The 24506-nt window shown below is 71.1% G+C and carries 17 protein-coding genes and 1 pseudogene; 5 read left to right on the forward strand and 13 right to left on the reverse strand.

Going from position 1 to position 24506, the window contains the following annotated elements; genetic code table 11:
- Window positions 1–42: 42 nt before the first annotated feature.
- The 4 genes from ACFU5K_RS00005 to ACFU5K_RS00020 form a co-directional block, all read right to left on the reverse strand.
- Window positions 43–1854, reverse strand: a complete 1812-nt coding sequence (locus ACFU5K_RS00005) for a choline/carnitine O-acyltransferase (protein ID WP_384054635.1) — start codon at window positions 1852–1854, stop codon at window positions 43–45.
- A 40-nt stretch (window positions 1855–1894) separates the two neighbouring features.
- Window positions 1895–2701 carry a class I SAM-dependent methyltransferase gene (locus ACFU5K_RS00010; protein WP_384054638.1) on the reverse strand — a complete coding sequence of 269 codons (807 nt, stop codon included), beginning with the start codon at window positions 2699–2701 and terminating at the stop codon, window positions 1895–1897.
- A 52-nt stretch (window positions 2702–2753) separates the two neighbouring features.
- Window positions 2754–3623, reverse strand: a complete 870-nt coding sequence (locus tag ACFU5K_RS00015) for an arpA protein (RefSeq protein WP_384054642.1) — start codon at window positions 3621–3623, stop codon at window positions 2754–2756.
- A 301-nt stretch (window positions 3624–3924) separates the two neighbouring features.
- Window positions 3925–4194, reverse strand: a complete 270-nt coding sequence (locus ACFU5K_RS00020) for a hypothetical protein (RefSeq protein ID WP_384054645.1) — start codon at window positions 4192–4194, stop codon at window positions 3925–3927.
- Between the two features lie 119 nt (window positions 4195–4313).
- Between ACFU5K_RS00020 and ACFU5K_RS00025 the strand changes: the two genes are divergently transcribed.
- Window positions 4314–4673, forward strand: coding sequence for an arsenate reductase family protein (locus ACFU5K_RS00025; protein ID WP_384054647.1), 360 nt, complete (start codon window positions 4314–4316; stop codon window positions 4671–4673).
- A 12-nt stretch (window positions 4674–4685) separates the two neighbouring features.
- On the opposite strand, the gene ACFU5K_RS00030 is transcribed toward ACFU5K_RS00025, so the two are convergent.
- Entirely contained in the window at window positions 4686–5615 is a 930-nt protein-coding gene (locus ACFU5K_RS00030) for a Gfo/Idh/MocA family protein (protein WP_384054650.1), read from the reverse strand.
- Between the two features lie 206 nt (window positions 5616–5821).
- Between ACFU5K_RS00030 and glnII the strand changes: the two genes are divergently transcribed.
- Window positions 5822–6856 (forward strand): glutamine synthetase, encoded by a 1035-nt coding sequence (gene glnII, locus ACFU5K_RS00035; protein WP_384054653.1) that lies wholly within the window; start codon window positions 5822–5824, stop codon window positions 6854–6856.
- 342 nt (window positions 6857–7198) lie between these two features.
- A complete protein-coding gene (locus ACFU5K_RS00040; RefSeq protein ID WP_384054656.1) occupies window positions 7199–8683 on the forward strand; it encodes a DUF1996 domain-containing protein in 1485 nt (494 codons plus the stop codon).
- A gap of 96 nt (window positions 8684–8779) precedes the next feature.
- On the opposite strand, the pseudogene ACFU5K_RS00045 reads toward ACFU5K_RS00040, so the two are convergent.
- Window positions 8780–9256, reverse strand: a pseudogene (locus ACFU5K_RS00045) (hypothetical protein).
- Between the two features lie 110 nt (window positions 9257–9366).
- Between ACFU5K_RS00045 and ACFU5K_RS00050 the strand changes: the two are divergent.
- Entirely contained in the window at window positions 9367–11316 is a 1950-nt protein-coding gene (locus ACFU5K_RS00050; RefSeq protein ID WP_384054659.1) for a hypothetical protein, read from the forward strand.
- 10 nt (window positions 11317–11326) lie between these two features.
- Complete coding sequence (locus ACFU5K_RS00055) at window positions 11327–11452, forward strand: hypothetical protein (protein WP_384054661.1); 126 nt, start codon at window positions 11327–11329, stop codon at window positions 11450–11452.
- A gap of 9 nt (window positions 11453–11461) precedes the next feature.
- Here ACFU5K_RS00055 and ACFU5K_RS00060 read toward each other — a convergent pair whose 3' ends face one another.
- The 7 genes from ACFU5K_RS00060 to ACFU5K_RS00090 form a co-directional block, all read right to left on the reverse strand.
- A complete protein-coding gene (locus ACFU5K_RS00060) occupies window positions 11462–11812 on the reverse strand; it encodes a 5-carboxymethyl-2-hydroxymuconate Delta-isomerase (protein ID WP_384054664.1) in 351 nt (116 codons plus the stop codon).
- Window positions 11813–11975: 163 nt separating this feature from the next.
- A complete protein-coding gene (gene pulA / locus ACFU5K_RS00065; protein WP_384054666.1) occupies window positions 11976–17282 on the reverse strand; it encodes a pullulanase-type alpha-1,6-glucosidase in 5307 nt (1768 codons plus the stop codon).
- A gap of 95 nt (window positions 17283–17377) precedes the next feature.
- A complete protein-coding gene (locus ACFU5K_RS00070; RefSeq protein ID WP_384054669.1) occupies window positions 17378–19090 on the reverse strand; it encodes a carbohydrate-binding module family 20 domain-containing protein in 1713 nt (570 codons plus the stop codon).
- A gap of 692 nt (window positions 19091–19782) precedes the next feature.
- On the reverse strand, window positions 19783–20841 hold the full coding sequence (locus ACFU5K_RS00075) for a LacI family DNA-binding transcriptional regulator (protein ID WP_384054671.1): 1059 nt from the start codon (window positions 20839–20841) through the stop codon (window positions 19783–19785).
- Window positions 20826–22502 (reverse strand): alpha-amylase family glycosyl hydrolase, encoded by a 1677-nt coding sequence (locus ACFU5K_RS00080; RefSeq protein ID WP_384054674.1) that lies wholly within the window; start codon window positions 22500–22502, stop codon window positions 20826–20828. Before ACFU5K_RS00080 ends, ACFU5K_RS00075 begins: the two co-directional genes overlap by 16 nt.
- A 97-nt stretch (window positions 22503–22599) precedes the next feature.
- Window positions 22600–23478, reverse strand: a complete 879-nt coding sequence (locus ACFU5K_RS00085; protein ID WP_384054676.1) for a sugar ABC transporter permease — start codon at window positions 23476–23478, stop codon at window positions 22600–22602.
- Entirely contained in the window at window positions 23475–24491 is a 1017-nt protein-coding gene (locus tag ACFU5K_RS00090) for a carbohydrate ABC transporter permease (RefSeq protein ID WP_384054679.1), read from the reverse strand. Before ACFU5K_RS00090 ends, ACFU5K_RS00085 begins: the two co-directional genes overlap by 4 nt.
- Between the last annotated feature and the right edge of the window lie 15 nt (window positions 24492–24506).

The following is a 24506-nucleotide window of genomic DNA, read 5'->3' on the forward strand; positions in this document are numbered from 1 at the left end:
GTCCTGTGCGGGACGCCGGCCCTTCGGCCTGTCCGGCGGCTGTCAGTCCGCCAGCAGTTCCCGCAGTTCCGTCACCGCCTCGCGGAGCCGGTCGGCGAAGGCGTCCATCTGGTCGGCGACCGTGCGCGGGGTGCTCAGGTAGAGGTTGAACCGCTGCGGCAGCAGGACGTAGGCCACGCCGATGCAGCGGCTGCTCGTGGAGCCGAAGCCGAAGTACTGGATGTTCTCCGACGGCGCCGAGCTCGTGCTCAGGTAGTCGTCCCGCATGATCAGCCAGCCCGGGGAGCGGTACAGGGAGGGCTGTTCGTCCACGCCGAGCTCCTCGCCCCGGCGGCGCTGGATCAGTTCCAGCTCCCAGAGGTGCTGCTCGGGCGCCTCGCCGGCCTGGCACTCCTTCGCCCGGGCGACATGGGCCGCGGCGGCTTCCCGGAAGGCGGCGCGGCGGGCGTCGCGGCCCGCCCCGGGGTCCTCCATCGCGGCGACGAAGGCCGGCATCTCGGGGGTCACCACGCGCATCGCCTCGGTCCGGCCGTGGCGGAACTGCCGGGTGGCGATCGACTCGTACGTCGCCCCCAGATGACCCTTGGCGCGCTGGTGGGCCAGTTGGTACGCGGCCTGCACGAAGGCGTCGGGGGACACCCCGAGCGCCTTGGCGGCCGTACTGCCGAAGTCCTCGAAGGACACCGTGGTGGTGGCGGTGTCCCGCCCGTACGCGGCGAACGCGTCGGCGGCGGCGCGCACCCGGGACCTCAGGGGCCCGTCCAGTTCGAAGGTGAGCGGCTGCGGGACCGGCTGCCCCTGGGGACGGGCGCCGGAGCGGCGGGAGTGCTCCTCGGGCGAGGTGTCCAGCAGCGCGTCGGTGAAGCTGAGGACGGTCGTCCCGTCCAGCTCGCAGTGCTCGACGTTGATGCCGGCCCGGCCGTCCGCGTAGACGACGAAGGAGACGGCCTTGTCGAACCACCGGTTGCCCCGGTCTCCGTGCAGCAGCTCGTCGCAGGTCTGCTGGGTGTCCTCGGGTGCGAAGTCCTCCAGGCAGACGCAGAACAGGGCGGTCTCGATGTCGTCCAGCGTCCGGGCGTTGCCGGGGCCCAGGGCCAGCAGCTCCTGCCGCGCGGCCGCCCATTCGGGACGCGCCATGGTGGTGAGATGTCCTGCCCTGTCCTCCTGCGCCGTATGGACGTCGGCCTTGGTCACCGCGCGCAGCCCCGCCTCGATCTCGTCGAGGCTGTGGGGGACGCCGTCCGGGCCGATGACGTCCAGCCGGAACATGGTGCCGCGGAAGAACACGACGATGTGCCGGGCCGTCGACGGCCCGGGCGCCTGCTCGCTGTACGGGGCGCGCACGGTGTCCAGCGGCACACCGGGGATACGGGTGGTGGAGAAGAGGTACTTGTTCTGCACCATGGACTGCGGAACCCCGCGCTGCTCCACCGGAGCCACGAGCCCCTCGTCGAGCCGCCGCTTGTGGTGGAGCGCCCCGGCGACGAGTCCGGCCGCGCGGTCGAGCTGTCCCTCGCCGGTGTCCTGGAAGAGGAAGAAGAAGTTGGCGTTGAGCGCGATGCGGTCCCGGCGGCCGAGGTAGCGATACGGCCAGAAGGTGTCGAGCCAGCTGTGCACCCCCTCCGTCGCGTCGTACTCCTCCAGCGCCGCGTGCAGCGTCCGGCCGGGGCCGCCTGGCCGCAGGAAGGCGGCGACCTCGGCCTCGGTGGCCGTCCGCTCCTCCTCGGTCAGCAAGGGGGCGCACCAGGCGAGGAACCTCTCGCAGCTCGCCTCGAGTGTGGGCAGCGGCACCTTCGGCAGACTGCTTTCACGCGCGAAGGTCGCTCCGGCTGCTGCTTCCTGACTGACGTTCAATGCGGCTCTCTTCTCGGTGAGTGGGGGCGGGAAAGGGTTTCTACCGGTGCCGGGGCGTGGAGAGGTGGAGCTGGGCGTAGAGCCAGCCATCCTCCTCCAGCCCGCTCGCGTCCACCTCGGCCGCGGCCATGCCGTCCAGGACCCGTCGCTGTTCCTGGGGTCCTGCGAACCGCCGCTGCCTGAAGACCCCGTCGACCTTGATCGTGCGGTAACCCAGTTCCGCCAGGGCCTGCTCGACGGGGTCGAAGGGGAACATGCGCAGGACGAAGTGCGCCATCCAGGGGAGGCGCCCGTCCTGCGCCTGGACGACACGGACAAGCGTGCGTTGGGTGACGTACCCGATGCAGCCGGTGGAGATCACCAGGTCCGTGCCGGCGAGCCGGCCGCGCTGCTCCGGGGTGGGGTCGTACGTCTCCAGGTCGGCGTGGACGGTGTCGTCGAGGAAGCCGGCGTCGCGCGCGTAGGCCAGGGCGCTGGTGGAGGCGTCCAGGCCGGTGAACCGCACGCTGTTCGCCGGACTCCGGGAGCGGGAGAGGTCCTGGTCGCACGCCAGGAGCCCGGCGCGGGTGGTGGGCCCGGTGCCGTCGTAGCGCGCGTAGAGATCGTCCATCGTGAGGTCGTATTTCAGCAGGGCCGCGTTGATCCCGTACGAGCAGCCGATGTCCAGCACCCGGGGGGCGGCGACCTGTTCGGTCTCCCGGTACTCCTTGACGAGCTTCTCGAAGTACGGCTTGGCGAGTTGGGGGACGCAGTAGCCGAGGGGGCGCAGTTCCTGGAAGTACGTCCGGGGATCGGGTGCGGTGTAGATGTGGTCCAGCGAGACTTTTCCGGTCGCGTCGAGGCGCAAGGGTCTTCTCCTTGGTGGATCGCGTGGCTGGGCCCTGGTCGGGAGAAGTCCTTCAGTCCAGCAGTCGGTCACCCCGCACGGCCCGGCCCTCCGCGGCCAGGTGCTCGGGCAGCACGCGGCCGAAGAGCTGCCTGGTTCTCGCGACGCTCCCGATGACGCCGGGGCGCTCGCTGTAGGCGAAGATCGCGCTGTGGCGGGCCCGGCCGCCCCGCACGGGGCTGACCCGGTGCAGCGAGTAGCGGCCCATGAACAGTTGCAGGTCGCCCGGTCTCAGCGGGAGGTGGCGGGTCATCGGCCCGCCGCGGCCGTCCAGGACGTCCCGGACGTCGTCGAAGCGTTCGTCGTCGGCGGACCTGATGTTCGGGCAGTACTCGAAGTCGCCGCCGTCCTCGGCCCCCTGGGTCAGCATGCTGACCGTGTACTCGTTCGTGTCGAAGTGCCAGGGGTGCTCCATCCCCGGGCGCACGACGTTGAGTACGAGTCCGGACAGCGGGTCGGCGAGCTCGCGCAGGCCGGGCAGCGCGAAGCAGTCGGCCACGAAGCGCTGGAACAGCTCGTGGGTGTAGAGCCTGCTGATGAGGGAGCCGGCGGGCACCCGGTCGCGGGCGACGAACGCGTTGCCGCGCTCGAAGGTACGCCGCCCGGGGTGGTCACCGGGCAGATCGGCGTCCACGTCGATGTTGTAGACGTTCACCGTCTCGACGTCGAAGTACGCCTGCGGGGCGATGGCGGCGCACTCCTGTCGCAGGACCTCGTGGAGCGCGGGCCTGATGAAGTCGGTCAGTACGGTGCAGCCGACCGAGGCCAGTTCGCTCCGCGCCCGCGCCACCACGTCGCCGCGTCCGGTGCTCTCCGGGTCCGACAGGGGGTAGCGGTCCGTGTCGACCACCTGGTCGAGCGTGATGGCTTGCAGAGTGCTCATTCGACCCTCTCCACGCGCACGTCGGGACTGGACGTCGTCAACTCAACTGATGAGTAGCAGAGTTGAAGTTCCCACAGCACTGCCGAAATGTCTGTGACACGTCACACTTTCGGACGGCGTGTGGATCAGCCTGGCGTGGCCGAGGAGACGTCAGGCCGTTCGGCGGCGAACCTGCGGCGGCCGTCCGGGAGGCATGGCCGCAGCGGCCACCTCCGCCCGTCAAGGCCGTATACGGAGCCGAGCCCGCGGCCCCGTCGCGCTCCCGTGCCCCCGGACGGGTCCGGGGGCACGGGAGACCGGGTCAGCGGCCGTAGCGGATCAGGGCGCGGACCATGCGGCAGGTGGTGTCGGACGGCGGGTGGATGGCAAGACGGTCGGCGATCGTGCGTATCCGGTCGTTGTCGGCGCTCGACGGCTGGTAGACACCGGTGTCGAGCAGGGCGATCGCCAGGCGCATGGCCTTCAGGCGACGGTTGTGCGAGACGTACCACTCGCGGGGCCGGCCCGCGGGGAGCGGCTTCTTGCGCAGTGGCTTGTGGAGCGGCTCGGTCGTGACTGTGGCGACGGCCATCGGCAACCTCCTGGCACGGTGGTGGAACCCTCACGAACTCCCTCCATTTTACTGCCCCGCACTGACAATCGCCCCTGGCCAGAGGCTATTTCAGGGCTTACTCCCGTACCCTGGGCCCCATGGAGATCTGGATCAATCCCGCCTGTTCCAAGTGCCGCGGCGCGCTGAGTCTGCTCGACGCCGAGGGCGCCGACTACACCGTCCGCCGCTACCTGGAGGACGTGCCCTCCCCCGAGGAGATCCGGGACGTGCTCGGCCGTCTCGGGCTGGAGCCGTGGGACATCACGCGCACCGGGGAGGCCGAGGCCGTGGAGCTGGGGATCAAGGAGTGGCCGAGGGAGCCCGGTTCGCGCGAGCGGTGGATCACGGCGCTGGCCGGGCACCCGAAGCTGATCCAGCGCCCCATCATCACCGCCGAGGACGGCACCGCCGTGGTGGCAAGGACCGACGAGGCCGTCCGGGACGCGCTCGGACGCTGAGAGCCTGTCGGATCAGCCGCGCACCGGCCCGAGCTGCGCCTCGGCCTGGGCGAGCACCTCGGTGAGCCGCAGCCCGAACCGTACGTCGCAGGGGTGTGCCACACCCGTACGCGCCGCCTCCGCGAGCGCGTCCACGGCGAGCCGGAAGGCGTCGCGGGCGTCCACCCCGTCCGCGGGCAGGCAGGACACGCCGGCCTCGCCCCGGAGCTCCAGCTCGGTCCCGGTCGCTCCCTCCGGCGCGTCCAGCGCGAGCGTCACCGTGCTCGACGCACCGGACGCGTGCCGCAGGAGCAGATGTGCGGCATCCGCCGGTCCGCGGACCGCGGTCACCTCCGTCACCTCGCCCAGCACCGGGACGAGGACCGAGAGCGCGTGCGGGCCGACGTCCCACAGGCCGCCCTTCTCCCGGCGCCAGGGCGACGCGCCGAACTCGTTGGCGGCGCCCGGTTTGAACAGCGCGCCGATCCACATGGCCCGTGCCGTGAACCAGCCTCCTGCCGCGGCCTGTTCGGCGATCCAGGCGGCGGTGCCAGCGTCGAAACGCATGGTGCAGAAGACCACGGAGGCGACCCCGGCCCGTCCTGCCGCCTCGGCGACCTCGCGCGCGCCCGCGACCGTGGTCGCGGCCGGCTTGTCCAGCAGCAGGTGGCATCCGGCGGCGGCCGCACGCGCGGCGAGCGGCGCCTGCACGTCCGGCGGTACGGCGAAGGCGACCGCGTCGCTCGCGGCCAGGAGTGCGTCCAGGCCCTCTTCCCCCGTGAAGGCCCCGGTCCCGTGTGCGGCGGCCAGCGCCTTCGCGGCTTCGGGGCGCCGCCCCCAGACACCGCTCAGCTCGACGCCGGGATGGGAGGCGAGCGCGGGGGCGTGGGTCATGCGGGCCCAGGGGCCCGCGCCGACGAGGCCGATGCGCAGCGGGCCGCCGGAGGCGGCGTGTGTGGTCATGCCGCAAGTGTGCCCGGACCTGGTCGTACGGTGCGCACCGGTATCGGGTGCGACGGAGGCAAAGGGCACCCGGGCGGTGTCGGCCTGCCGTGCGACACCAGGGGGAAACTCCGGTAACGCGTGGTTCACACACGGGCAACGGCCGGGAAATCGCGGCTTGCGAAGCTGCGCACGACAGACCGCAGCACCCGCAAAGGATGGCGTCCGTGACGTTCAAGGCTGAGTACATCTGGATCGACGGCACCGAGCCGACCGCCAAGCTCCGCTCCAAGACGAAGATCATGTCCGGAAGTCCGTCCGGGGGCGTGACGGAGCTGCCCATCTGGGGCTTCGACGGTTCGAGCACCAACCAGGCCGAGGGCCACGCCTCCGACCGGGTGCTGAAGCCGGTCTTCACGTGTCCGGACCCGATCCGCGGCGGCGAGGACATCCTCGTCCTGTGCGAGGTCTTCGACATCGACATGACGCCGCACGCGTCCAACACCCGCGCGGAGCTGCGCCCGGTCGCCGAGCGGTTCGCGGGCCAGGAGCCGGTCTTCGGCATCGAGCAGGAGTACACCTTCTTCGACGGGCACCGCCCGCTGGGCTTCCCCGAGGGCGGCTTCCCGGCCGCTCAGGGCGGCTACTACTGCGGTGTGGGCTCCGACGAGATCTTCGGCCGCGAGATCGTCGAGAAGCACCTCGACAACTGCCTGAAGGCGGGTCTGGCCATCTCCGGCATCAACGCCGAGGTCATGCCCGGCCAGTGGGAGTTCCAGGTCGGACCGGTCTCCCCGCTGGAGGTCTCCGACCACCTGTGGATCGCGCGCTGGCTGCTCTACCGCACCGCCGAGGACTTCGACGTCTCCGCGACGCTGGACCCGAAGCCGGTCAAGGGCGACTGGAACGGCGCGGGCGCGCACACCAACTTCTCCACGAAGGCGATGCGCGAGGGCTACGACGCGATCATCACCGCGGCCGAGTCGCTCGGTGAGGGCTCGAAGCCGATGGACCACGTCAAGCACTACGGCGCGGGCATCGACGACCGTCTGACCGGCCTGCACGAGACCGCCCCGTGGAACGAGTACAGCTACGGCGTCTCCGACCGCGGCGCCTCGGTCCGCATCCCGTGGCAGGTCGAGCAGGACCGGAAGGGCTACATCGAGGACCGCCGTCCGAACGCCAACGTCGACCCGTACGTCGTCACGCGGCTGATCGTCGACACCTGCTGCACCGCGCTGGAGAAGGCCGACCAGGTCTGATCCCCGCCGGGTGGCCGGGTCCGGCCCATCGGCCCGGTCATCGAAGGGGCGTCCGCCCGCGGACGCCCCTTCCGGCGTGCCCTGACCCTCTGCGTGGCCGTAGGACGGGCGGTGCGGACGCGAGGGGTGAGGCAGCCGGCACGGGGTCCGTACCGACGGGTGAGAGGACTCTGATGCACAGCCGCGATCTCTGCTTCTGTCCCCCGGGGTCTCCCGTCGTCGGGGGACGGCCGTTGCGGGCGTGATCGTCCGACGAATTCCGCGGCTGACTGAACGGGCGGTGCACCCCGCCCGTATGGGACGTCACGCTTCTGACTCGAAGCACCGAAGCGGAGGAGTTCCATGGGACGCACATCGCGCAAGAAACGTTCGACGCTGGCCAACCGGGCGATCGTCGCCTCGGCCGCGCTGATCCTGGGTGGAGGTGGGCTGGTCGCCGTCAACGTCTACGCGAGTGCGGGCGAGAGCGGTTCCGGCTCGCCTCCCGGGCAGGCCCGGACGGCGGCTCGCCAGATGTCCACCATTGACTGCCCCGACGCGGGAACAGCCCTTCCCGACGTACCGGAACAGGCGCGGCCGGAGGTCGATCGCGAACTGGCAGCCATGGATACGCAGATCACCGACGCGTACCAGCAGTTCGCGGACCGCAGGGAGCAGATCTCCCGCGATCCGGATCTGGCCCGGAACGCGGTTCTGGACCCGCTGCGGAGCAAGCGGGCGGCCAGCCTGGACCGCATCGGGATGGCCGTGGAGCGGGTGGCGGGTGACCGCCCGCAGGGACTGGACGGTCTCGCCGGGTGCAGCCTGCGCGCGGACGACGAGGCCGGTGGCGGCCAGGGCGAAGGCGGAGGGGACGGCCAGGCCGAAGGCCAGGATCCCGGGGAGGGCGCGGACCAGGGCCAGGACGGGGGCGACCAGGGAGGGGACCAGGGGCAGCAGGGCAACGGTCCCGAGGCCTCCGACTTCGTCGACATCGAGTCGGTCCAGCCCAACGTCGACCGTCCCCGCCTCCGCAGGGGAGCCTCGCGCGGCACGTTCACCACGTCCTGCGGCCGCAACGAGAACGGCAAGTTCAACCCCGACAACGTCATCGCGGCCCCGGGCGTGAGCAACGGCGCCCACCACATGCACGACTACGTCGGGAACCAGGCCACGGACGCGTTCGCCGGCGACGACGACCTGGCGGCAGGCGAGACGACCTGCCGGAACCGCGGCGACAGATCCACCTACTACTGGCCCGTGCTGCGCCTGCAGAACGGCCAGGACGAGAACGACGTCGCGGCGGACGGCGGCGGGAAGGACCAGAACACCGGGGAGATACAGACCCCTTCCCAGGTCACGCTGAAGTTCGTGGGCTCCCCCGCCGGCAAGGTCACGGCGATGCCGCGCTTCCTGCGCATCATCACCGGGGACGCCAAGTCACTCACCAACGGCGACGCCAACGCGAACGCCTCCTGGAGCTGCACCGGATTCGAGAACAGGCAGCTCAAGGACAAGTACCCGATCTGCCCCGAAGGCAGCCAGGTGGTGCGCTCCTTCGCCTTCCAGAGCTGCTGGGACGGCCGGAACACCGACAGCGCCAACCACCGCACCCATGTGGCGTTCGCGCAGGACGACGGGCGGTGCCCCAGCGGCTTCCGGGCCATCCCGCAGCTCGTGCAGCGCATCGTGTACGACGTCCCGCCCGGCCCCGGCTTCGCCGTGGACTCCTTCCCGGAACAGCTGCACAAGCCGGTCACCGATCACGGCGACTTCATCAACGTCTTCGACGACAAGCTGATGAGGAAGGTGGTGAGCTGCATCAACGGCGCCCGCAAGTGCGGCTGACGCGGTGTCCCCGCCGCCCGGGGCCCCGTCCGGACCGGGCCATGAGCCCGGCGTGACCCGGACGGGGCCCCGCGGCCGGCCCCCGAACCTGCGCGGTCAGCTCCCGTGGTGACCGGAGTGCCCGCCCTCGCTCCCCCCACTGCCACTGTTCCCCGAGTGGTGCGGCGCGGCGGTCTCCACCGTCCCCCCGAGCCGGCCGCGCAGCGCCGCGACCACCCTCGGGTCGCCGACGGCGACCCACTTCCGGCCGACCAGGTAGGAACCGCCGTAGTCATTGGCCTCGTTGATCCACTCCCGCTGGCCACGGTCGGTGGCGAACGTGGCCAGCACATATCGCCCGTCCGCGGTCTTACAGTTGGCCTAGCGGAGTTCCTCCGCGTCCGTCTGGAGGTCGGGATCGCAGTCCGCCTTCGAGGCCAGCTGCTCCAGTGTCCCCTCGGCGGTCGCCGGTACGGCGGGCCCGTCGTCGCCGTCCGCTCCCCCGCCGCAGGCGGTGAGCAGGGCGAACCCCGCCAGCACGGCCGCGGCGGCCCGGGGGGCCCGTACTCGTCGCCATACCTGCTGCTGCACCATCCGGCCATCGTGCCCCGGTGGTATCGCACGGCGCGGGGAAACCATGCAACCCGCTCCAGGGGGCGCACGTGCCGGAGTGACCATCGCACCAATCGCTCGTTCTGCTGAACATGCCCCCGATGCGAGCAGTACCGCCGACCGCCGGCCGCCCGTTCGCGAATCCGGCCGCCTCGGACCGGACCGAGGCCGCGCCCGCGCCCGCGCCCGCGCCCGCGCCCGCCGAGCACTACGCACGCCTGGTCCGGGTCGCCTACCTCGTGCTGGCCCCCTCACTGGGCCGCAACCGCCGTGTCATGTCGGCCCACTGGCTGGCCCAGCGGGCCCTGGCCGCCGGAGAGGCAGCCGACCCGCGTCACGCGTACGCGTACGTACGGCTCCGGGTCGTGCGCTCCGCGCTGGAGGCCGGGCTGCCCCTGCTGCGGTTCGCCCGGCCCCGGCGGGCGCAGTTCCCGCCGCTGGTCCCGCAGGTGTGGGGGCTGCGGCTGTTCCCGCACTCGTGCGGGGCGGACGAACTGGCCCTGGAGCAGGCCCTGGCCGGGGTGTCGGGGCCGTCCCGCGCCGCGCACGTCCTGCGGGGGCTCGAGGGGCTCGACGACGCGGAGGTATGCGGGGTGCTCGAAGCCGTGGGCGTCGCGGATCCGCGGGCCGCGCTGCTGGAGGCCGACGCGCTCACCGCGCCGTACACCCTGCTGGCCTCGCCCGAGTTCGACCCGTGCTCCCTCCAGGTCAGGCCCACCGACGCGGCCCGCCGCGGGCGGCGCGGGCGGGCCGTCCTGGCAGGGCTCGGGGCGGTGCTGGTCTGCGGGACTCTGCTGCTCGCCCCGGGAGACGGCCTGGGCGGACCGGGCCCCGCCTCCGCACCGCTCTACTCCCGTCACCACTCCGCCCAGCGCGCCCTGGACCCCGCCGCGTTGCGCAGGGTGCCGGCCGGGCTGTGGCGGGGGTCGGAGCGCATGGACTTCACCGTCTGGCCGACGCGCGGCGACCGGACCGGGGACACCCGGCTGCTGCGCCGCGCACTCGCCGCCTGGGCGCGGCCGGGACCCGCGGTGACCGCGTCCGCGACGCCCGGGACGCCGGACGGCCCCCCGATGGGCCCTCCGCAGCTGCTCTACGCCGGTGAGGTGGGCCCGGCGTCGGTGGTGCTGTTCCACGACGGTCTGCGCGTGGTGCGCTACGCCGAACCGCGCAACGCCGATCCGGCCGGGGGCGCGGCCCTGGACTTCGCCCGGGTGGACGGTGCGGACGCGGTGGCGGCCAGTGCGCTGGTGGTGCAGCGCAGGGACGGGCGGATCCGCTATCTGACGGCGCCCTGGGTGCGCAAGGCCTCCGTACGCGATCTGCTCGCACCGCTTCGGCGGCCCCGGCCGCTGGCTCTCGACGGGCACGGGGTCACGGACCCGATGGCGGTGCCGGAGCCGAAGGAGGGCGGCCGGGTGGACTGCCGGTCGTGGCAGGCGCTGGAGGTGCGGGACGGCACGGCCGCGCGGCTCATGACGGATCTCGGTGAACTCACCCCCGCCCGGCTCACGTCGGGGGCGCCGTCAGTTCCGCACGACGTCTCGGGCCGGGGCGAGCGGGAGAGCTGGGCGCGCACGGCGTGCCTGCTCCCGGCACTGCGGTCCAACGGAGTCCGGTCGGTGAACTCCTGGGCGTACGCGAGACAGCAGCTCCCCGAGGGCGAGGGGGCCGCACAGTGGCTGTGTACCAGGGCGGACACCTGGCGGGGCAGGGGGAGCCGGGTTCTGGCACAGTTCCAGGCCCCGCCGGAGCTGTCGGGCGGGGCCGGGGCCCCCGGTGCGGTCGCGGCCCGCGCCGAGGACACGCCGGACTGCGGGATACGCCGGCCCCGGGTGCTGGCGGGCGTGCTGTGGAAGTCGGACGGCGGACGGTGGTACGTACTGGCTGCGGGCTCCCGGCAGTTCGCCTCTCTGATGGCGGCGGGCGGAGTGCGGGGCCGGACCGACGGCCGGCTGATGGCGCTGCCGGCCGTCCAGGGCGACCGGGCACGGCTGGCGGGGATCCTGGTGGACGGCAGCCGGGTGGGCGCTCTTCGCTGACGACCGGGAGATGGCCGGGATCATGCTGCGGGTCTTCGCACAGGAGCCGGCGGACGGCCCCTTCGACGAGTTGCTCTCACGCTTCGCCACCCTGGCGCCCGCCGTTCCCGTGGTGCCGCCGCAGCGGCGGGCCTGAGCGGGCGTTCTAGCTCTTGGCGAAGGACGGGTCGAGGTCCCTGGTCTCGGCCGAGGTGTGGACGACCAGGCCGTCGGCGGCCTTCAGGTGGCCGGCCAGCAGGTCCAGGATCGCCGCGGTCAGCCGCCCCTTGAGCTCGGCGGTGCGTCCGGCCAGCAGCGCGACCTCGACGTGCACGATCGCGTCGCCCGCCGGGGCGTCACCCACGACCGACTCCTCGACGCGGCGGAAGCGGGTCTTGCAGCCGGGGATCTTCGTGGTGACGGTCTCGGCGACCAGCGGGTGCAGGGCGAGGGCGAAGCCGCGGCGGTCGAAGCCGTCGTCGAGCTCGGCGGAGTAGTCGACGGTGATCTGCGGCATCAAGCGCTCCTGGGTGCGTGCGGTGGGACTGTCGGATCTCAGCTTTCCCCGATCGTCCCGGTGGCACAAGGCGGTCCTGGCCGGTGGGATCCGGGAGGCGGGACCAGCCGGTCCCGCCTCCGGACCCCTGGGGGGCGGAGACGGGACCGGCCGGTGCGGATCGTCAGCGCGCCAGGAACACGGCGACCGTGCGTCCCGGCACGGTGAAGCTGCCCGACTTCCTTTCGTACGCGGCCTTCCTGACCGTGGGGTCGGCCCCCGCCGCCTGGACGGGGTGCAGGGCGTAGGGCTTTCCGGCCAGCCCGGGGAGGGCCTGGCCGAGGGTCCCCGGGGTGGCGTTCATGACGACGACGAGCTTGCCCAGCCGCATGGTGATCACGCCGGGTGTCTCGTCCTTGCCGGAGAGCGGGAAGGACAGGGCGTCCTGCACCTGGGCCGCTGTGGTGAGGCCGAAGTCCTTCTCCGTGGTCCGGATGGTGAGCAGGTCCTGGTAGGCGGCGGACGCGCCCGTGATCTCCGCGCATCCGGGGGTGAGCGCGGCGGAGCTCAGCAGCGGCTTCCCGTAGGACCATTTGTCCTTGTTGTCGGCGGCGGGCGGAAGCCCCCGGCCGAAGCCGTTGCCCTTGCGGCAGTCCCAGTGCAGCGCGTTGAACCAGTCGCCACTGTCGTAGGAGTTGCGGTCAAGCGACTTGGAGCGCAGCAGGTCCGTGCCCGCCTGGGAGAGCGCGGGCCCCTGGGACAGCGCAGCCGTCGCCATGGCCAGCACCTGCATGCGGGCCCGGTCGGCGGCCGGGGTGCCGGCCGGGAGCTTGAAGGCGAGTGCGTCGTAGAGCGTCTCGTTGTCGTGGGCGTCGGCGTAGGCGAGGGCGTCGCCGGGCGTCGCCGCGTATCCGGCGGGGGCCCCGTTGTAGTCGACGCCGGAGCCCTTGACCTCACGCCCCCGGGTGTCGGTGAAGGTGTAGTCGGCGAGGTTGCCGGTGAGGCCGACCTTGATCAGGTCCTGGTAGTGGAGGAGCCGGGCCTTCTGCTCGGCCTCGGTGCCGTTGGCGGGTGAGGTGTTGGGGTCGGTGTAGAGGCCGGAGGCGAAGCCCTGGACCCTGGGGTCCTCGTCGAAGGGGCCGCCACCGCGCACGGCGTCGCGGGCCCGGTCGGAGAAGGTGGCGATGCCGGTGCCGGCCATGTTCTTCTGGGTGGCCTGGACGAAGCGGGCGTCGTCGGCGATCTCACCGAAGTTCCAGCCCTCGCCGTACAGGATGATCTTCTTCCCGTCGACGCCGTCCCTGGCGACGGTCAGCTCGTCCAGCGCTTTGCGGACGGCGAGGATGTTGGCCTTGGGGTGGTGTCCCATCAGGTCGAAGCGGAAGCCGTCGACCTTGTACTCCTTGGCCCAGGTGACGATCGAGTCCACGACGAGCTTGCCCATCATGGTGTTCTCGGTCGCGGTGTTGGCGCAGCAGGTCGAGGTGGCGACGGTGCCGTCCTGAAGGAGCCGCTGGTAGTAGCCGGGCACGATCCTGTCGAGGACGGACTTGTCGTCCTGACCGGCGGCGACGGTGTGGTTGTAGACGACGTCCATGACGGTCCGCAGTCCGGCGCCGTTGAGCCCCTGGACCATCTGCCGGAATTCGACGGTGCGCTTCGTGCCGTCCGGGTCGGAGGCGTAACCGCCCTCGGGGACCGTGTAGTGGAGGGGGTCGTAGCCCCAGTTGAAGCCGTCCTTGGCCGCTGCCTTCACGACGCAGGCCTGCTGCTCCTCGGAGTCGGGGGCGTAGACGGACAGGTCGCAGGCGGGCTGCTGCCGGTCGGACTTCTTCTCCGGGATGGTCCCGATGTCGAAGACAGGCAGCAGGTGCACGTAGCTGGTGCCGGAAGCGGCGAGCTCCTTGAGGTGCTTCATGCCGTCGGACCGGGTGTCGGTGAAGGCGAGGTACTCGCCGGGGTGCTTCGACGTGGAGTCCGTGATCGAGAAGTCGCGGACGTGCAACTCCTGGATCTGCGCGTTGCGCAGCGGGACGGCGGCGGGCTTCTTCAGGCCGGACCATCCGCGCGGTGCCAGCGCCGGGTCGTCGAGGTCGACGACGAGGCTGCGGGCGGAGTCGGCGGTCAGGGCGGTGGAGTAGGGGTCGGTGACCTTGTTGGTGACCAGTTTCTGGACGGTGGGGGCCCAGACCTGGACGACGTAGCGGTAGGACTTGCCCGCCCAGGACTTCTTGCCGGTGACCGACCACACGCCGGTGCGGTCGTCACGGCGCATCGGGACGGTGCGGCCGTCGAGTTCGAGCGCGACCGTGCGGGCGGTGGGTGCCCAGACGGAGAGCGTGGGGCTGCCCTTGCGGAAGACCGGGCCGAGGGCGGCGCCGCTCGCGGCCTTGCCGTACAGCTCGTCCAGCACTCCGGCCGTCTGTACGCCGGTGGCGGCGAGCAGGGCGCCGTTGGCCGCGCGCTGCGTGGCGATCAGCTGACCGCGCAGGGACTCCCGGATCCTGTCCCGGTCCCGGGTGTCGACGGTGAAGGCCGGGTAGTCCTTGAGGTGCGGGTACTTCGCCTTCTGCGCGCCGGTGAGTTCCGTGGCGCCGAGGCGGAGCCACCGGCCCTCGTCGGACAGCGCCCCGTCGACGACGGAGATCCCTCCGTTCCTCGCGTACACGAGCTGCTGGCTGGTGGCGTCGGTGGCCTTCACCTTCCAGACGACGGTGTTCGCGTCGATCCACTGGGCCTCGGCCTTGGTGAGGTCGGGCGTCGGCGCACCGCCCGTCTGCGGCAGCAGGTAGCTCGGCTTCCCGCCGAGCATCCAGACCTCGTGGCCGTACGAGGCGATGTCGAGGGACTGGTCGCTGGGGAGGTCCTTCTGGTCACCCTTGTGGAGGATGTAGCTCAGCGAGGTGGCGCCGTCGGTGAGCGGCACCTCGAAGGTCACGCCGTAGGCATCGGTCTTCACCGGCTCCAGCGGCCTGGCCCAGTCCGTGGGCGCGGCGGCCCCGGTCCAGGTGTGCAGCCCCCACCCGGCGTAGTCACCGTCGGCCCGGTGGTAGTGCAGGACCGCCTTGGAGGTGTCCTGGGGAGGGGCTTCGGGGGCCTCGGCGGACTGTTCGTCCTTGCCCTGCTCGATCCAGACCTGGCCGGTCCTCGCGAGGTCGACGGTCCGCTCGGGCCCGTCGGCCGTGCCGTTCTTCTCCACCGTGTACGGCACAAAGGAGGCGTCTTCGTCCAGGTCGATCCAGGCGAAGGCGCCGTAGGCGTCGCGCCCGACGAAGTCGGCGGTCACGTCACCGGACTTCAGCTGCCAGCCCTCGTAGTCGCCGTCCGCCCGCTTGTAGTGGACGACGGCCTGGTCGCGGTCGACGGCGACGGGCTTCGGGGCGGGCGGGGCCTGGCCGGCGGTCGTGGAGGCGAGGGCGCCGGTGGTGCGTCCGGCCCGGTCGACGACCACGGCCTTGTAGCGCAGCGCGGTGCCGGCCTTCACCGAGCCGTCGAGGTGCTGGGTGACCTTGTACGGGGCGTGGTCGGCGGAGCCCAGGGTGGTCCACTTCCCGTTGCCGGTCTGCGCGGCGAACACGACCCGGTTCAGGTCTCCTCCGTCCACGTCGGCGGCGATCTCGACGGTGCCGGTGCCTCCCGCCGCCGGGGCCTTCAGGGTGATCGAGGGCTTGGTGGCGGGAGCGGCGAGCGGCTTGTCGGCGCGGAGCACGATGCTGGAGAGCGCGGGCACGGTGACCTTGACGGTCTTGTCGGCGGCGCTGCGAACTGTTCCGGAACCTCCGTACAGCGTACGGAAGTTCATGCCCGCCGACTCGGTTGGCAGCTCGACCGTCCTCGCCTGGGTGGAGTTGTTGGAGGCGACGACGTACTCGTACGGCTTCCTGCTGTCCGTACGCGAGAAGGCGTGGACGGAGCCCTCGGAGTAGCGCTCGGTCTGGGTGCCGTCGCGCAGGGCCGGGTGCTCCCGGGTGAGCTTCGAGAGGGCTGCTACGGACCGGTAGAGCGGGTGGGTGGTGTCGTACGCGTCGGACGCGTGCGTGCGGTCGGTGCCGATCTGATCGTCGTCGAGGTAGTCGGCGGTCTTCGAGGCGAAGAGCGTCTGCCGGGCGTCCTTGTCTCCGCCCGCTCCGGTGTAGCCCTGCTCGTCGCCGTAGTAGACCACCGGGTTGCCGCGGCCGAGGAACATCAGCTCGCCGGCGAGGCGGGCGCGGTCCAGGAGTTCGGCGTCGCCTGCCTCCGGGTTGTCCTGCTTCAGGAAGGTCCCGACGCGGCCCATGTCGTGGTTGCCGAGGAAGGTCACCTGCTCGTAGGCGTTGGCCTTGTCGCTGGTGTAGCGGTAGTCGTCCGCGTAGACGGCGGCGAGCTTCGAGGCCGGGGCGCCCTGGGAGGCGTACTGCCGTGCCGCTTCCTGGAAGGGGAAGTCGAGCGTCGCGTCGAGCCTGCCCCGGGTCACGTACGGCGAGGTGATCGCGGTGTCGGCGGAGTAGACCTCGCCGAACATGAAGAAGTCGTCCCGGCCGTGCTTCGCGGCGTAGCCGTCGAGGGCGGTCGCCCACCGGGTCCAGAAGTCCAGGTCGACGTGCTTGACGGTGTCGATGCGGAAGCCGTCGATGTCGAAGTCGCGGACCCACTTCTCGTAGATCTTCTCCATGCCGGAGACGACCTCGGGCCGCTCGGTCCACAGGTCGTCCAGGCCGGAGAAGTCGCCGTACTCGGTGGACTCGCCGGCGTAGGTCGAGTCGCCCCGGTTGTGGTACATCGTGGTGTCGTTGAGCCAGGCCGGGACCTTCTTCCCCTTGTTCTCCGGGGTGTACGGGAAGGAGTCGGCGTCCACCTTCGCGATGCCCTGGGCATCGTCGAACGGCCGGCCTTCCTCGTCGAGGTACGGGAAGGCGCCCTTGGGCTTGTAGCCGTACTTCTTCTCGGCGTAGTCGACGGTGTCGGCCGTGTGGTTGGTGATGACGTCGAAGAAGACCTTCATGCCCTTGCCGTGGGCCTTGTCGATCAGCTTCGTGAGATCGGCGTTGGTCCCGAAGTGCGGGTCGACCTGGGTGAAGTCGGTGATCCAGTAGCCGTGGTAGCCGGCCGAGGCGTTGTCACCCGTTCCCTGCACGGGCCGGTTCTTGAAGATGGGGGCGAGCCAGATCGCCGTGGTGCCGAGACCCTTGATGTAGTCGAGCCGCTGGGTGAGGCCTTTGAGGTCGCCGCCCTGGTAGAACCCCTTGTCCGTGGGGTCGTAGCCGGTCTCCAGCCGCGAGCCGGTGAGACCGCCCCGGTCGTTGGAGGTGTCTCCGTCGGCGAACCGGTCGGGCAGCACGAAGTAGAACTGCTCGCGGGTCAGGTCGTGCCTGCCGGGCTCCTTCGCGAGTTTCGCGTCCGAGGGCGGGGACGGAGGTCTGGGCGCGGCGGACGCGGACGCCGCCGGTACGACGGGCAGCAGCGCCGCGCACAGTGCGGCGACGGCTCCCCGGCGGAGGGTGGTTCGGGACACGGGCGGGTACTCCTCGGCTTTCGGGGAACGGGCGGTGTAGCGAAGCGCGGGCCGGGGACGCTCACCCTCGCGTCCCCGGCCCGCGGTCGATTGCGTCAGCTGCGCCAGACGTCGGCGGTCAGCGTGACCTTGCCGGAGGACGGCACGGCGGCGGTGCGGTTGGCGCCGCTCTCCCAGGTGACGTTGCCGCTCGCGTCCTTGCGGAGGTACTTGTACGCGAACGAGGTCCCGGCGGGCAGGGCGACGTCGAGCTTCCACACGGGGTAAGTCGCCGGGTCGAGCTTCAGCGCGCTGCCGGGCGCCCAGTTGCCCAGGGCCGCCTGGCTTCCTGTGACGTAGATGTTCTGGCCGGGCTGGGTGGTGGCGTTGACGCCGAAGGAGGCGCCGGACTGGCCGGCGCCGGGGTCAGGGGCAGTGCAGGTCCGGGCGCCGGCGTGCAGGGCCACGGCCGTGCCCGAGCCCAGGGTGGCGGTGAACTGCCCTGAGCCGTTGACGGTGACGCCCTTGCCGGACTGGACGTCGCAGTAGTCACCGGCGGGCAGTGACGTCTGGAAGGTCCGGGTCAGCGGGGAGCCCTCGTGGTTGATCGCGACGTACGCCTTGGAGCCGCGGCCGAAGGCGATCTGGTCGCCGCCGTTGTCCCACCAGTTCGAGACGCCCTGGCCGCGGGCGGTGTTGCGGAAGCCGACCATGGAGGAGATCTCGCGCCAGGCGTGCTGGCACTTCCAGCCGTCGCTGTAACAGGCGTTTACCTGACCGCCGTTGGGCGGGCCGGCGTCCTTGTCGGACCACTCGTAGCCGGAGTGGACGTCCGGGGAGCCGTAGGGGTGGGCCAGCATGAAGACGCTCGCCAGGGTGTACTTGGCGCCGTCCTTGTAGTTCAGCGTGTCACCGCCGCGCTCGGTGTCGTGGTTGTCGACGAAGACCGCGGACTTCCCGGACTCCATGAAGCCCCAGCCCTCGCCGAAGTTCTTCAGGTAGGCGAGGTTCTCGTTGTTGAAGACCTGCTTGAGGCTGCGGGCGTAGCGGAACTCCTGGACGTCGCCGCTGCCGAGGTATTCCGAGGGCGACACGGCCTCGCCGGCTCCGTAGATCGCTTCGTGCTTCCAGTACACGCCGGTGTTGCTCAGCCTGGACTTGATGTTCGCGAGGTCTCCGGCCGGCATGTGCTTGGCGGCGTCGATACGGAAGCCGTCGACACCCAGGGACAGCAGGTCGTTGAGGTAGCCGGCGATCCTGCCGCGTACGTAGTCCTCACCGGTGTCCAGGTCCGCCAGGCCGACCAGTTCGCAGTTCTGTACGTTGGCCCGGTCACCGTAGTTGGATATCTGAGCCTGGCAGTCGTTCATGTCGTTGACGGAGTAGGTGCCCGGGTAGTCGTACTTGCCGTACGAGGACCCCCCGGTGCCGGTGCCCGAACCGGCGGACATGTGATTGATGACCGAGTCCGCGATGACCTTGACGCCCGCGCCGTGACAGGTGGCGACCATGTTCGCGAAGGCCGCTCGGTCACCGAGGCGGCCGGCGATCTTGTAGCTGACGGGTTGGTACGAGGTCCACCACTGGCCGCCCTGGATGTGCTCCTGGGGCGGGGAGACCTGGACGAAGCCGTACCCGGCGGGCCCGAGGCTGTCCATGCAGGCCTTCGCCACCGAGGCGAATTTCCACTCGAACATCACCGCGGTGACGTCCTTCCCGCCGGGCGGCGCCGCTTGGGCGGTACCGGCGGCGCCCAGGCCGGTGGGGATGGCGAGGACGGCTGCGCTCGTGGCGAGGGCCAGCGCGGCAGACAGAGATCTGCGTGCCATGACTTTCCTCCTGCGGTGGGGGAAGTGCGGGGATGGCGGAGCAGCCTCACGTGGCAACGCGCCGTGCCCTCAAGGCTCATGAAGGTTCTTGCAGCAAGGATGCAAAAGCTGGGGTGCAGCAGACCGTACGATCCTGACCTGCCCCGGTCAACCCCCTGGACATGAAGCGATTACCCCCCGCTCACATCACCGAAATCTCGGAGATTTCTTCCTGCAAGTACTTACGCAAGATATTTCGGGACTGTTAAGTTCATCCCGACTCCGGTCCGGCCGGCCGGGGGTCCGGTCCGCCGGACCCCACGCGCCCGGCCGGCCGGGCCGGTCACGCCGTGGAGGGGCCCCGACGTCGCTTCCCCGCCGGCTCGTCCTGGGCCGACGTCCGGGCCCCTCCTGGCCTGCCCCCTAGCGCTCTACGCGTACCGGGCCCGCACCTATGGCTGACGGCCTTCACCAGCTCGCGGGCAGCGCGGTCACCCGTCGGCGGAGGTCTCCGCATACGACCCTGTTGGTAATTCGGTCACAACCTCCGCCAAGCCTTCGTGCTCGAGTCCGCGGAGTGTCCGAAGTCCCTACCGAGCCAGCGGCCGTACCGACCGGAGCGGGTCCACCGCCCGGCGGCGGACCCGACAGAACCGACGGGGCCGGGTCCCCCCTCCGGACCCGGCCCCGCACTCCCCCGCTGACGCGCCGCCTCAGACGCCGCGCGCCGCCGCGGTGGACCCCCGGACCACGAGCTCCGGCTGGAACACGTACTCCGTGCGCTGTACGGGACTTCCGCCGATCTCCTCCAGCAGCGCGCCCACTGCCGCCGCCGCCATCGCCTGCACCGGCTGGCGCACCGTGGTCAGGGGCGGGTCGGTGAAGGCGATGAGCTGGGAGTCGTCGAAGCCGACGACGGAGACGTCACGCGGGACGTCGAGCCCCCTCCCCCGGGCCGCCCTGACCACGCCGAGCGCCATCAGGTCGCTGCCGCACACGATGCCCGTGCAGCCGCGGTCGAGCAGCGCGCCGGCCGCGACCTGTCCGCCCTCGACGCTGAACAGCGTGGAGCAGACCAGGAGTTCGGCCTCCTCCCGGTCCATCTCCAGCACCGAGACCGCCGCTTCCACGAAGCCGTCGCGCTTGCGCCGGGAAGGCACGTAGCGCTGCGGCCCGATGGCCAGACCGATCCGCCGGTGACCGAGTTCGGCGAGGTGCCCGACGGCCATCCGGACCGCGGCCTGGTCGTCCGGCGAGACGAACGGAGCGCTGATGCGCTCGTTGTAGCCGTTGATCAGGACGAACGGCACGCCGCGGTCGCTGAGCGCGGCGTACCTCGCCGGGTCGGCCGAGGTGTCGGCGTGGAGCCCGGACAGGAAGACGATCCCGCCGACGCCGCGTTCGACGAGCTGTTCGACCAGCTCGTCCTCGGTGGCGCCGCCGGGGAGCTGGGTGCAGAGCACGGGCGTGTAGCCGTGTCCCGCGAGCACCTGCTCCACGGACTGCGCGAACGCGGGGAAGATCGGGTTGGTGAGTTCGGGCGTCACCAGCCCGATCAGCCCGGCGCTGCGCTGTCGCAGCCGTACGGGGCGTTCGTAGCCGAGGATGTCGAGCGCCGCGAGCACCCGCTGACGCGTGGTGTCCGCGACGCCCGGTTTCCCGTTCAGGACGCGGCTGACGGTCGCCTCGCTGACGGCCGCCTGGCCGGCGATGTCGGAGAGCCGCAGCGCCGGCCCGGTCCTGGGCGGGGGGAGGGTCACACCGTCCACCACACCGTGGTGTCGGCGGGCAGGTCGACCGTGTCGCCGTCGACGCTCACACGGCCGCTGGCGAGCAGCAGGACGCCGGGGGCGGTGATCCGTACGGGCGCGCCCGTGGTGTTGACGGTGCAGACGAAGCCGGGCCGGCCCAGGGCGAGTACGCCTTCGGGGGCGTCCAGCCAGCGCACGTCCGTGCCGGCGCCGAGTCCGGGGTGCTCGCGGCGGGTGGCGATCGCGGCGCGGTACAGCTCCAGCGTGGAGCCCTCCTTGCCGCTCTGCGCCTCGACGGACAGCTCGCCCCAGCTGTCGGGCTGGGGCAGCCAGCTGCCGCCGCTGCCGAAGCCGTAGGAGCTGCCCCCGCGGGTCCACGGGATCGGCACGCGGCAGCCGTCGCGGAAGCCGTCCTGGCCCTCGGCCCGGAAGAACGACGGGTCCTGACGTACCTCGTCGGGCAGGTCGGTGACGTCGGGGAGGCCGAGCTCCTCGCCCTGGTAGACGTAGGCGGAGCCGGGCAGGGCGAGCATGAGCAGGGTGGCGGCGCGCGCCCTGCGCAGCCCGAGCTCGCGGTCACCGGGGGTGCGGATCTGGGTGCCCAGTCCCGCCGGATTGGCGAAGCGGGTGGCGTGCCGGGTGACGTCGTGGTTGGACAGCACCCAGGTGGTGGGGGCGCCCACTGGACGCATCGCGTCGAGCGAGGTGTCGATGACGGCGCGCAGCTCGGCGGCGTCCCAGGCAGTGGAGAGGTACTGGAAGTTGAAGGCCTGGTGCATCTCGTCGGGACGCACGTAGTTGGCCGTGCGCTCGACGGTGGGCGTCCACGCCTCGGCGACGAGAATGCGGTCGCCGGGGTACTCGTCCAGGATGGTGCGCCAGCTGCGGTAGATCTCGTGCACACCATCCTGGTCGAAGAACGGCATGACATCGTTGCCCAGCAGCTTCAGCTGGTCGTGCGACCCGAGGTCGGGCAGTCCCTCGGCCTTGACCAGGCCGTGGGCGACGTCGACGCGGAAGCCGTCGACGCCCATGTCGAGCCAGAAGCGCAGGATCGAGCGGAACTCGTCCGCGACGGCGGGGTGCTCCCAGTTGAAGTCGGGCTGCTCGGGCGCGAAGAGGTGCAGGTACCAGTCGCCCGGCGTGCCGTCCGGGTCGGTGGTACGGGTCCACGCGGGTCCGCCGAAGATGGACTCCCAGTCGTTCGGCGGGAGTTCGCCGTCGAGGCCCTTTCCGGGGCGGAAGTGGTAGCGCTCGCGCAGGGCGGAGCCGGGGCCCTCGGTGACGGCGCGCTTGAACCACTCGTGCTGGTCGGAGGAGTGGTTGGGCACCAGGTCGACGATGATGCGCAGCCCCAGGCCGTGGGCCTCGCGGATCAGCGCGTCGGCGTCGTGCAGCGTGCCGAACATCGGGTCGATCGCCCGGTAGTCGGCGACGTCGTACCCGGCGTCGGCCTGCGGCGAGGCGTAGAAGGGGCTGAGCCAGACGGCGCCGACGCCGAGGTCCCGGAGGTACGGGAGCCGGGCGGTGACACCCGCGAGGTCGCCCATGCCGTCGCCGTTGCCGTCGGCGAAGCTCCGTGGGTAGACCTGGTAGATCACCGCGTCCTGCCACCAGCCGGTGCGGTGGCCCGGGCCGTCGTCGGACGTGCCGGTGGAGGGGGCAGCGAGGTGCTGGGTCATGTCGTCCCTGGGGTGTCTGGGTGGGGGGCGGCGCCGGGACCGGGTCGGGGATCCGGCGCCGCCGTGACGTTGCGTGCGGTCGTGCGGACTGGGCGCGTCAGCCCTTGACGGCTCCGGCGGACACGCCGGTGACGAGGTGCTTCTGCGCGAAGAGGAAGACCAGCGCGGCCGGGATGGCGATGAGCACGGACGCCGCGGTCATCGGGCCCCACTGGGCGCCGTACTGGTTGACGAACTTCTGCAGTCCGCCGGCGAGCGTGAGGTTCTCGTCGCCGACCATGAAGGCGGACGCGTACGCCACCTCTCCCCAGGCGGTGATGAAGGAGTAGAAGGCGGTGACGGCGAGGCCGGGCTTGGCGAGCGGCAGGATGAGCCGCCAGAACGTGCCGAACGGGGTGAGGCCGTCGACCTGCCCCGACTCGTCGATCTCCTGCGGGATCGTGTCGAAGAAGCCCTTCATCATCCAGGCGCAGAACGGCACCGAGATGGTGAGGTAGGTGATGACGAGGCCGGCGGGCTGGTTGAGCAGTCCGATGGTCGACATGATGTTGTAGATCGGCACGATCAGGACGGCGACCGGGAACATCTGGGTGATCAGCAGCGTCCACATCAGTCCGCGCTTGCCGGGGAAGCGGAAGCGGCTGACGGCGTAGCCGGTGGTGGCGGAGACGAAGACACCGATGACGGTGGAGAGTCCCGCGACGACCACCGAGTTGCCGAACCAGCTCAGGAACTCGGTGTCCTTGATCAGGTTCGTGTAGTTCTCGAACGTCGTCTCTCTGAAGAAGTCCGTCGTCGTCGCGAACCTGGCGGGCTTCAGCGAGGTCAGCAGGACCCACAGCACCGGGAAGACCGCGATCACCGACGCGATGATCAGGGTGAGGTGCAGTGCGACGGAGGCGGCCGGCGAGCGGTCGCCGCGGCGGCGGACCTTGCGGGCGCCGTGCCGGCCGGAGGTTGCCGTGACGGTGGTCACCAGTTGTCTCCCTGCGTGCGGAGCACTCGCCGGTACACCATGGCGAAGAGCATCAGGAGTACGAGGATCAGCACGCCCCAGGTGGAGGACTGCGCGAAGTCGCGCGGGCTGATCTCGAACGAGAACTTGTACGCCTGCGTCACCAGGATCTGCGTGGCCTCACCGGGTCCGCCGCGGGTCAGCAGGAAGATCACCGGGAACATGTTGAAGGTCCAGATGGTGGAGAGCAGGATCACCGTCGTGGACACGGGGCGCAGCCCGGGCAGGGTGATGTGCCGGAAGCGCTGCCAGGCGGTGGCGCCGTCCATCTCTGCGGCCTCGTAGTGCTCCGAGGGGATCGACTGCAGTCCGCCGAGGAGGGCGACCATCATGAACGGCACGCCCAGCCAGACGTTGACGGCGATGACCGAGAACTTGGCCCACGTGGGGTCGTTCAGCCACGGTATGCCGTCGATCCCGGCGCCGCCGAGGATCTTGTTGAGCAGCCCGCGGTCCTCGTTGTAGAGGAAGCGCCAGGCGAACACGGAGACGAAGCCGGGGATGGCCCAGGGCAGGATCAGGGCCATGCGGTAGGCGGAGCGTCCGGCGATGCGGCGGTTGAGGATGTTGGCGAGGCCCATGCCCAGGCAGAACGTGATGCCCACGCAGGAGACCGTCCACACCAGCGTCCAGCCGAGCGTGCCGAGGAACTGGGTACCCGTCAGCGCGTCGACGTAGTTGTCGACTCCCACGAACTCGTAGGTGGCGGGCAGTTCGTTGACACCGATGGACCGTGCGACGTTGCGCTCGTTCGCGTCGGTCAGCGACAGGTAGATGCCGCGGACCAGCGGGTAGCCGATGATCACGCCGATCACGATCACGACCGGAGCGACCATGGTCCAGGCGTACCAGTGGACCGACATGGCCCGCCGGAGCTTGCTCGGTGGAGCGGATTGACCAGTACCGCGGCTCCGGCCGCGGGCGACGACGTCGCCCGCGGCCTTCGCCACCGACTGGCTGGTGTGGACAGCCATCAGCCGGCCTGCCTT

The sequence above is a fragment of the Streptomyces sp. NPDC057428 genome (assembly GCF_042803195.1).
In the GTDB taxonomy this organism is placed as follows: domain Bacteria; phylum Actinomycetota; class Actinomycetes; order Streptomycetales; family Streptomycetaceae; genus Streptomyces.

Bases quoted from the DNA above. Each gene is read 5' to 3' on its own strand.
- ACFU5K_RS00015 (WP_384054642.1), bottom strand. From the start codon at position 3,623: ATGAGCACTCTGCAAGCCATCACGCTCGACCAGGTGGTCGACACGGAC.
- ACFU5K_RS00020 (WP_384054645.1), bottom strand. From the start codon at position 4,194: ATGGCCGTCGCCACAGTCACGACCGAGCCGCTCCACAAGCCACTGCGC.
- ACFU5K_RS00025 (WP_384054647.1), top strand. From the start codon at position 4,314: ATGGAGATCTGGATCAATCCCGCCTGTTCCAAGTGCCGCGGCGCGCTG.
- ACFU5K_RS00030 (WP_384054650.1), bottom strand. From the start codon at position 5,615: ATGACCACACACGCCGCCTCCGGCGGCCCGCTGCGCATCGGCCTCGTC.
- ACFU5K_RS00040 (WP_384054656.1), top strand. From the start codon at position 7,199: ATGGGACGCACATCGCGCAAGAAACGTTCGACGCTGGCCAACCGGGCG.
- ACFU5K_RS00050 (WP_384054659.1), top strand. From the start codon at position 9,367: ATGCCCCCGATGCGAGCAGTACCGCCGACCGCCGGCCGCCCGTTCGCG.
- ACFU5K_RS00055 (WP_384054661.1), top strand. From the start codon at position 11,327: ATGGCCGGGATCATGCTGCGGGTCTTCGCACAGGAGCCGGCGGACGGC.
- ACFU5K_RS00060 (WP_384054664.1), bottom strand. From the start codon at position 11,812: ATGCCGCAGATCACCGTCGACTACTCCGCCGAGCTCGACGACGGCTTC.
- ACFU5K_RS00070 (WP_384054669.1), bottom strand. From the start codon at position 19,090: ATGGCACGCAGATCTCTGTCTGCCGCGCTGGCCCTCGCCACGAGCGCA.
- ACFU5K_RS00080 (WP_384054674.1), bottom strand. From the start codon at position 22,502: ATGACCCAGCACCTCGCTGCCCCCTCCACCGGCACGTCCGACGACGGC.
- ACFU5K_RS00090 (WP_384054679.1), bottom strand. From the start codon at position 24,491: ATGGCTGTCCACACCAGCCAGTCGGTGGCGAAGGCCGCGGGCGACGTC.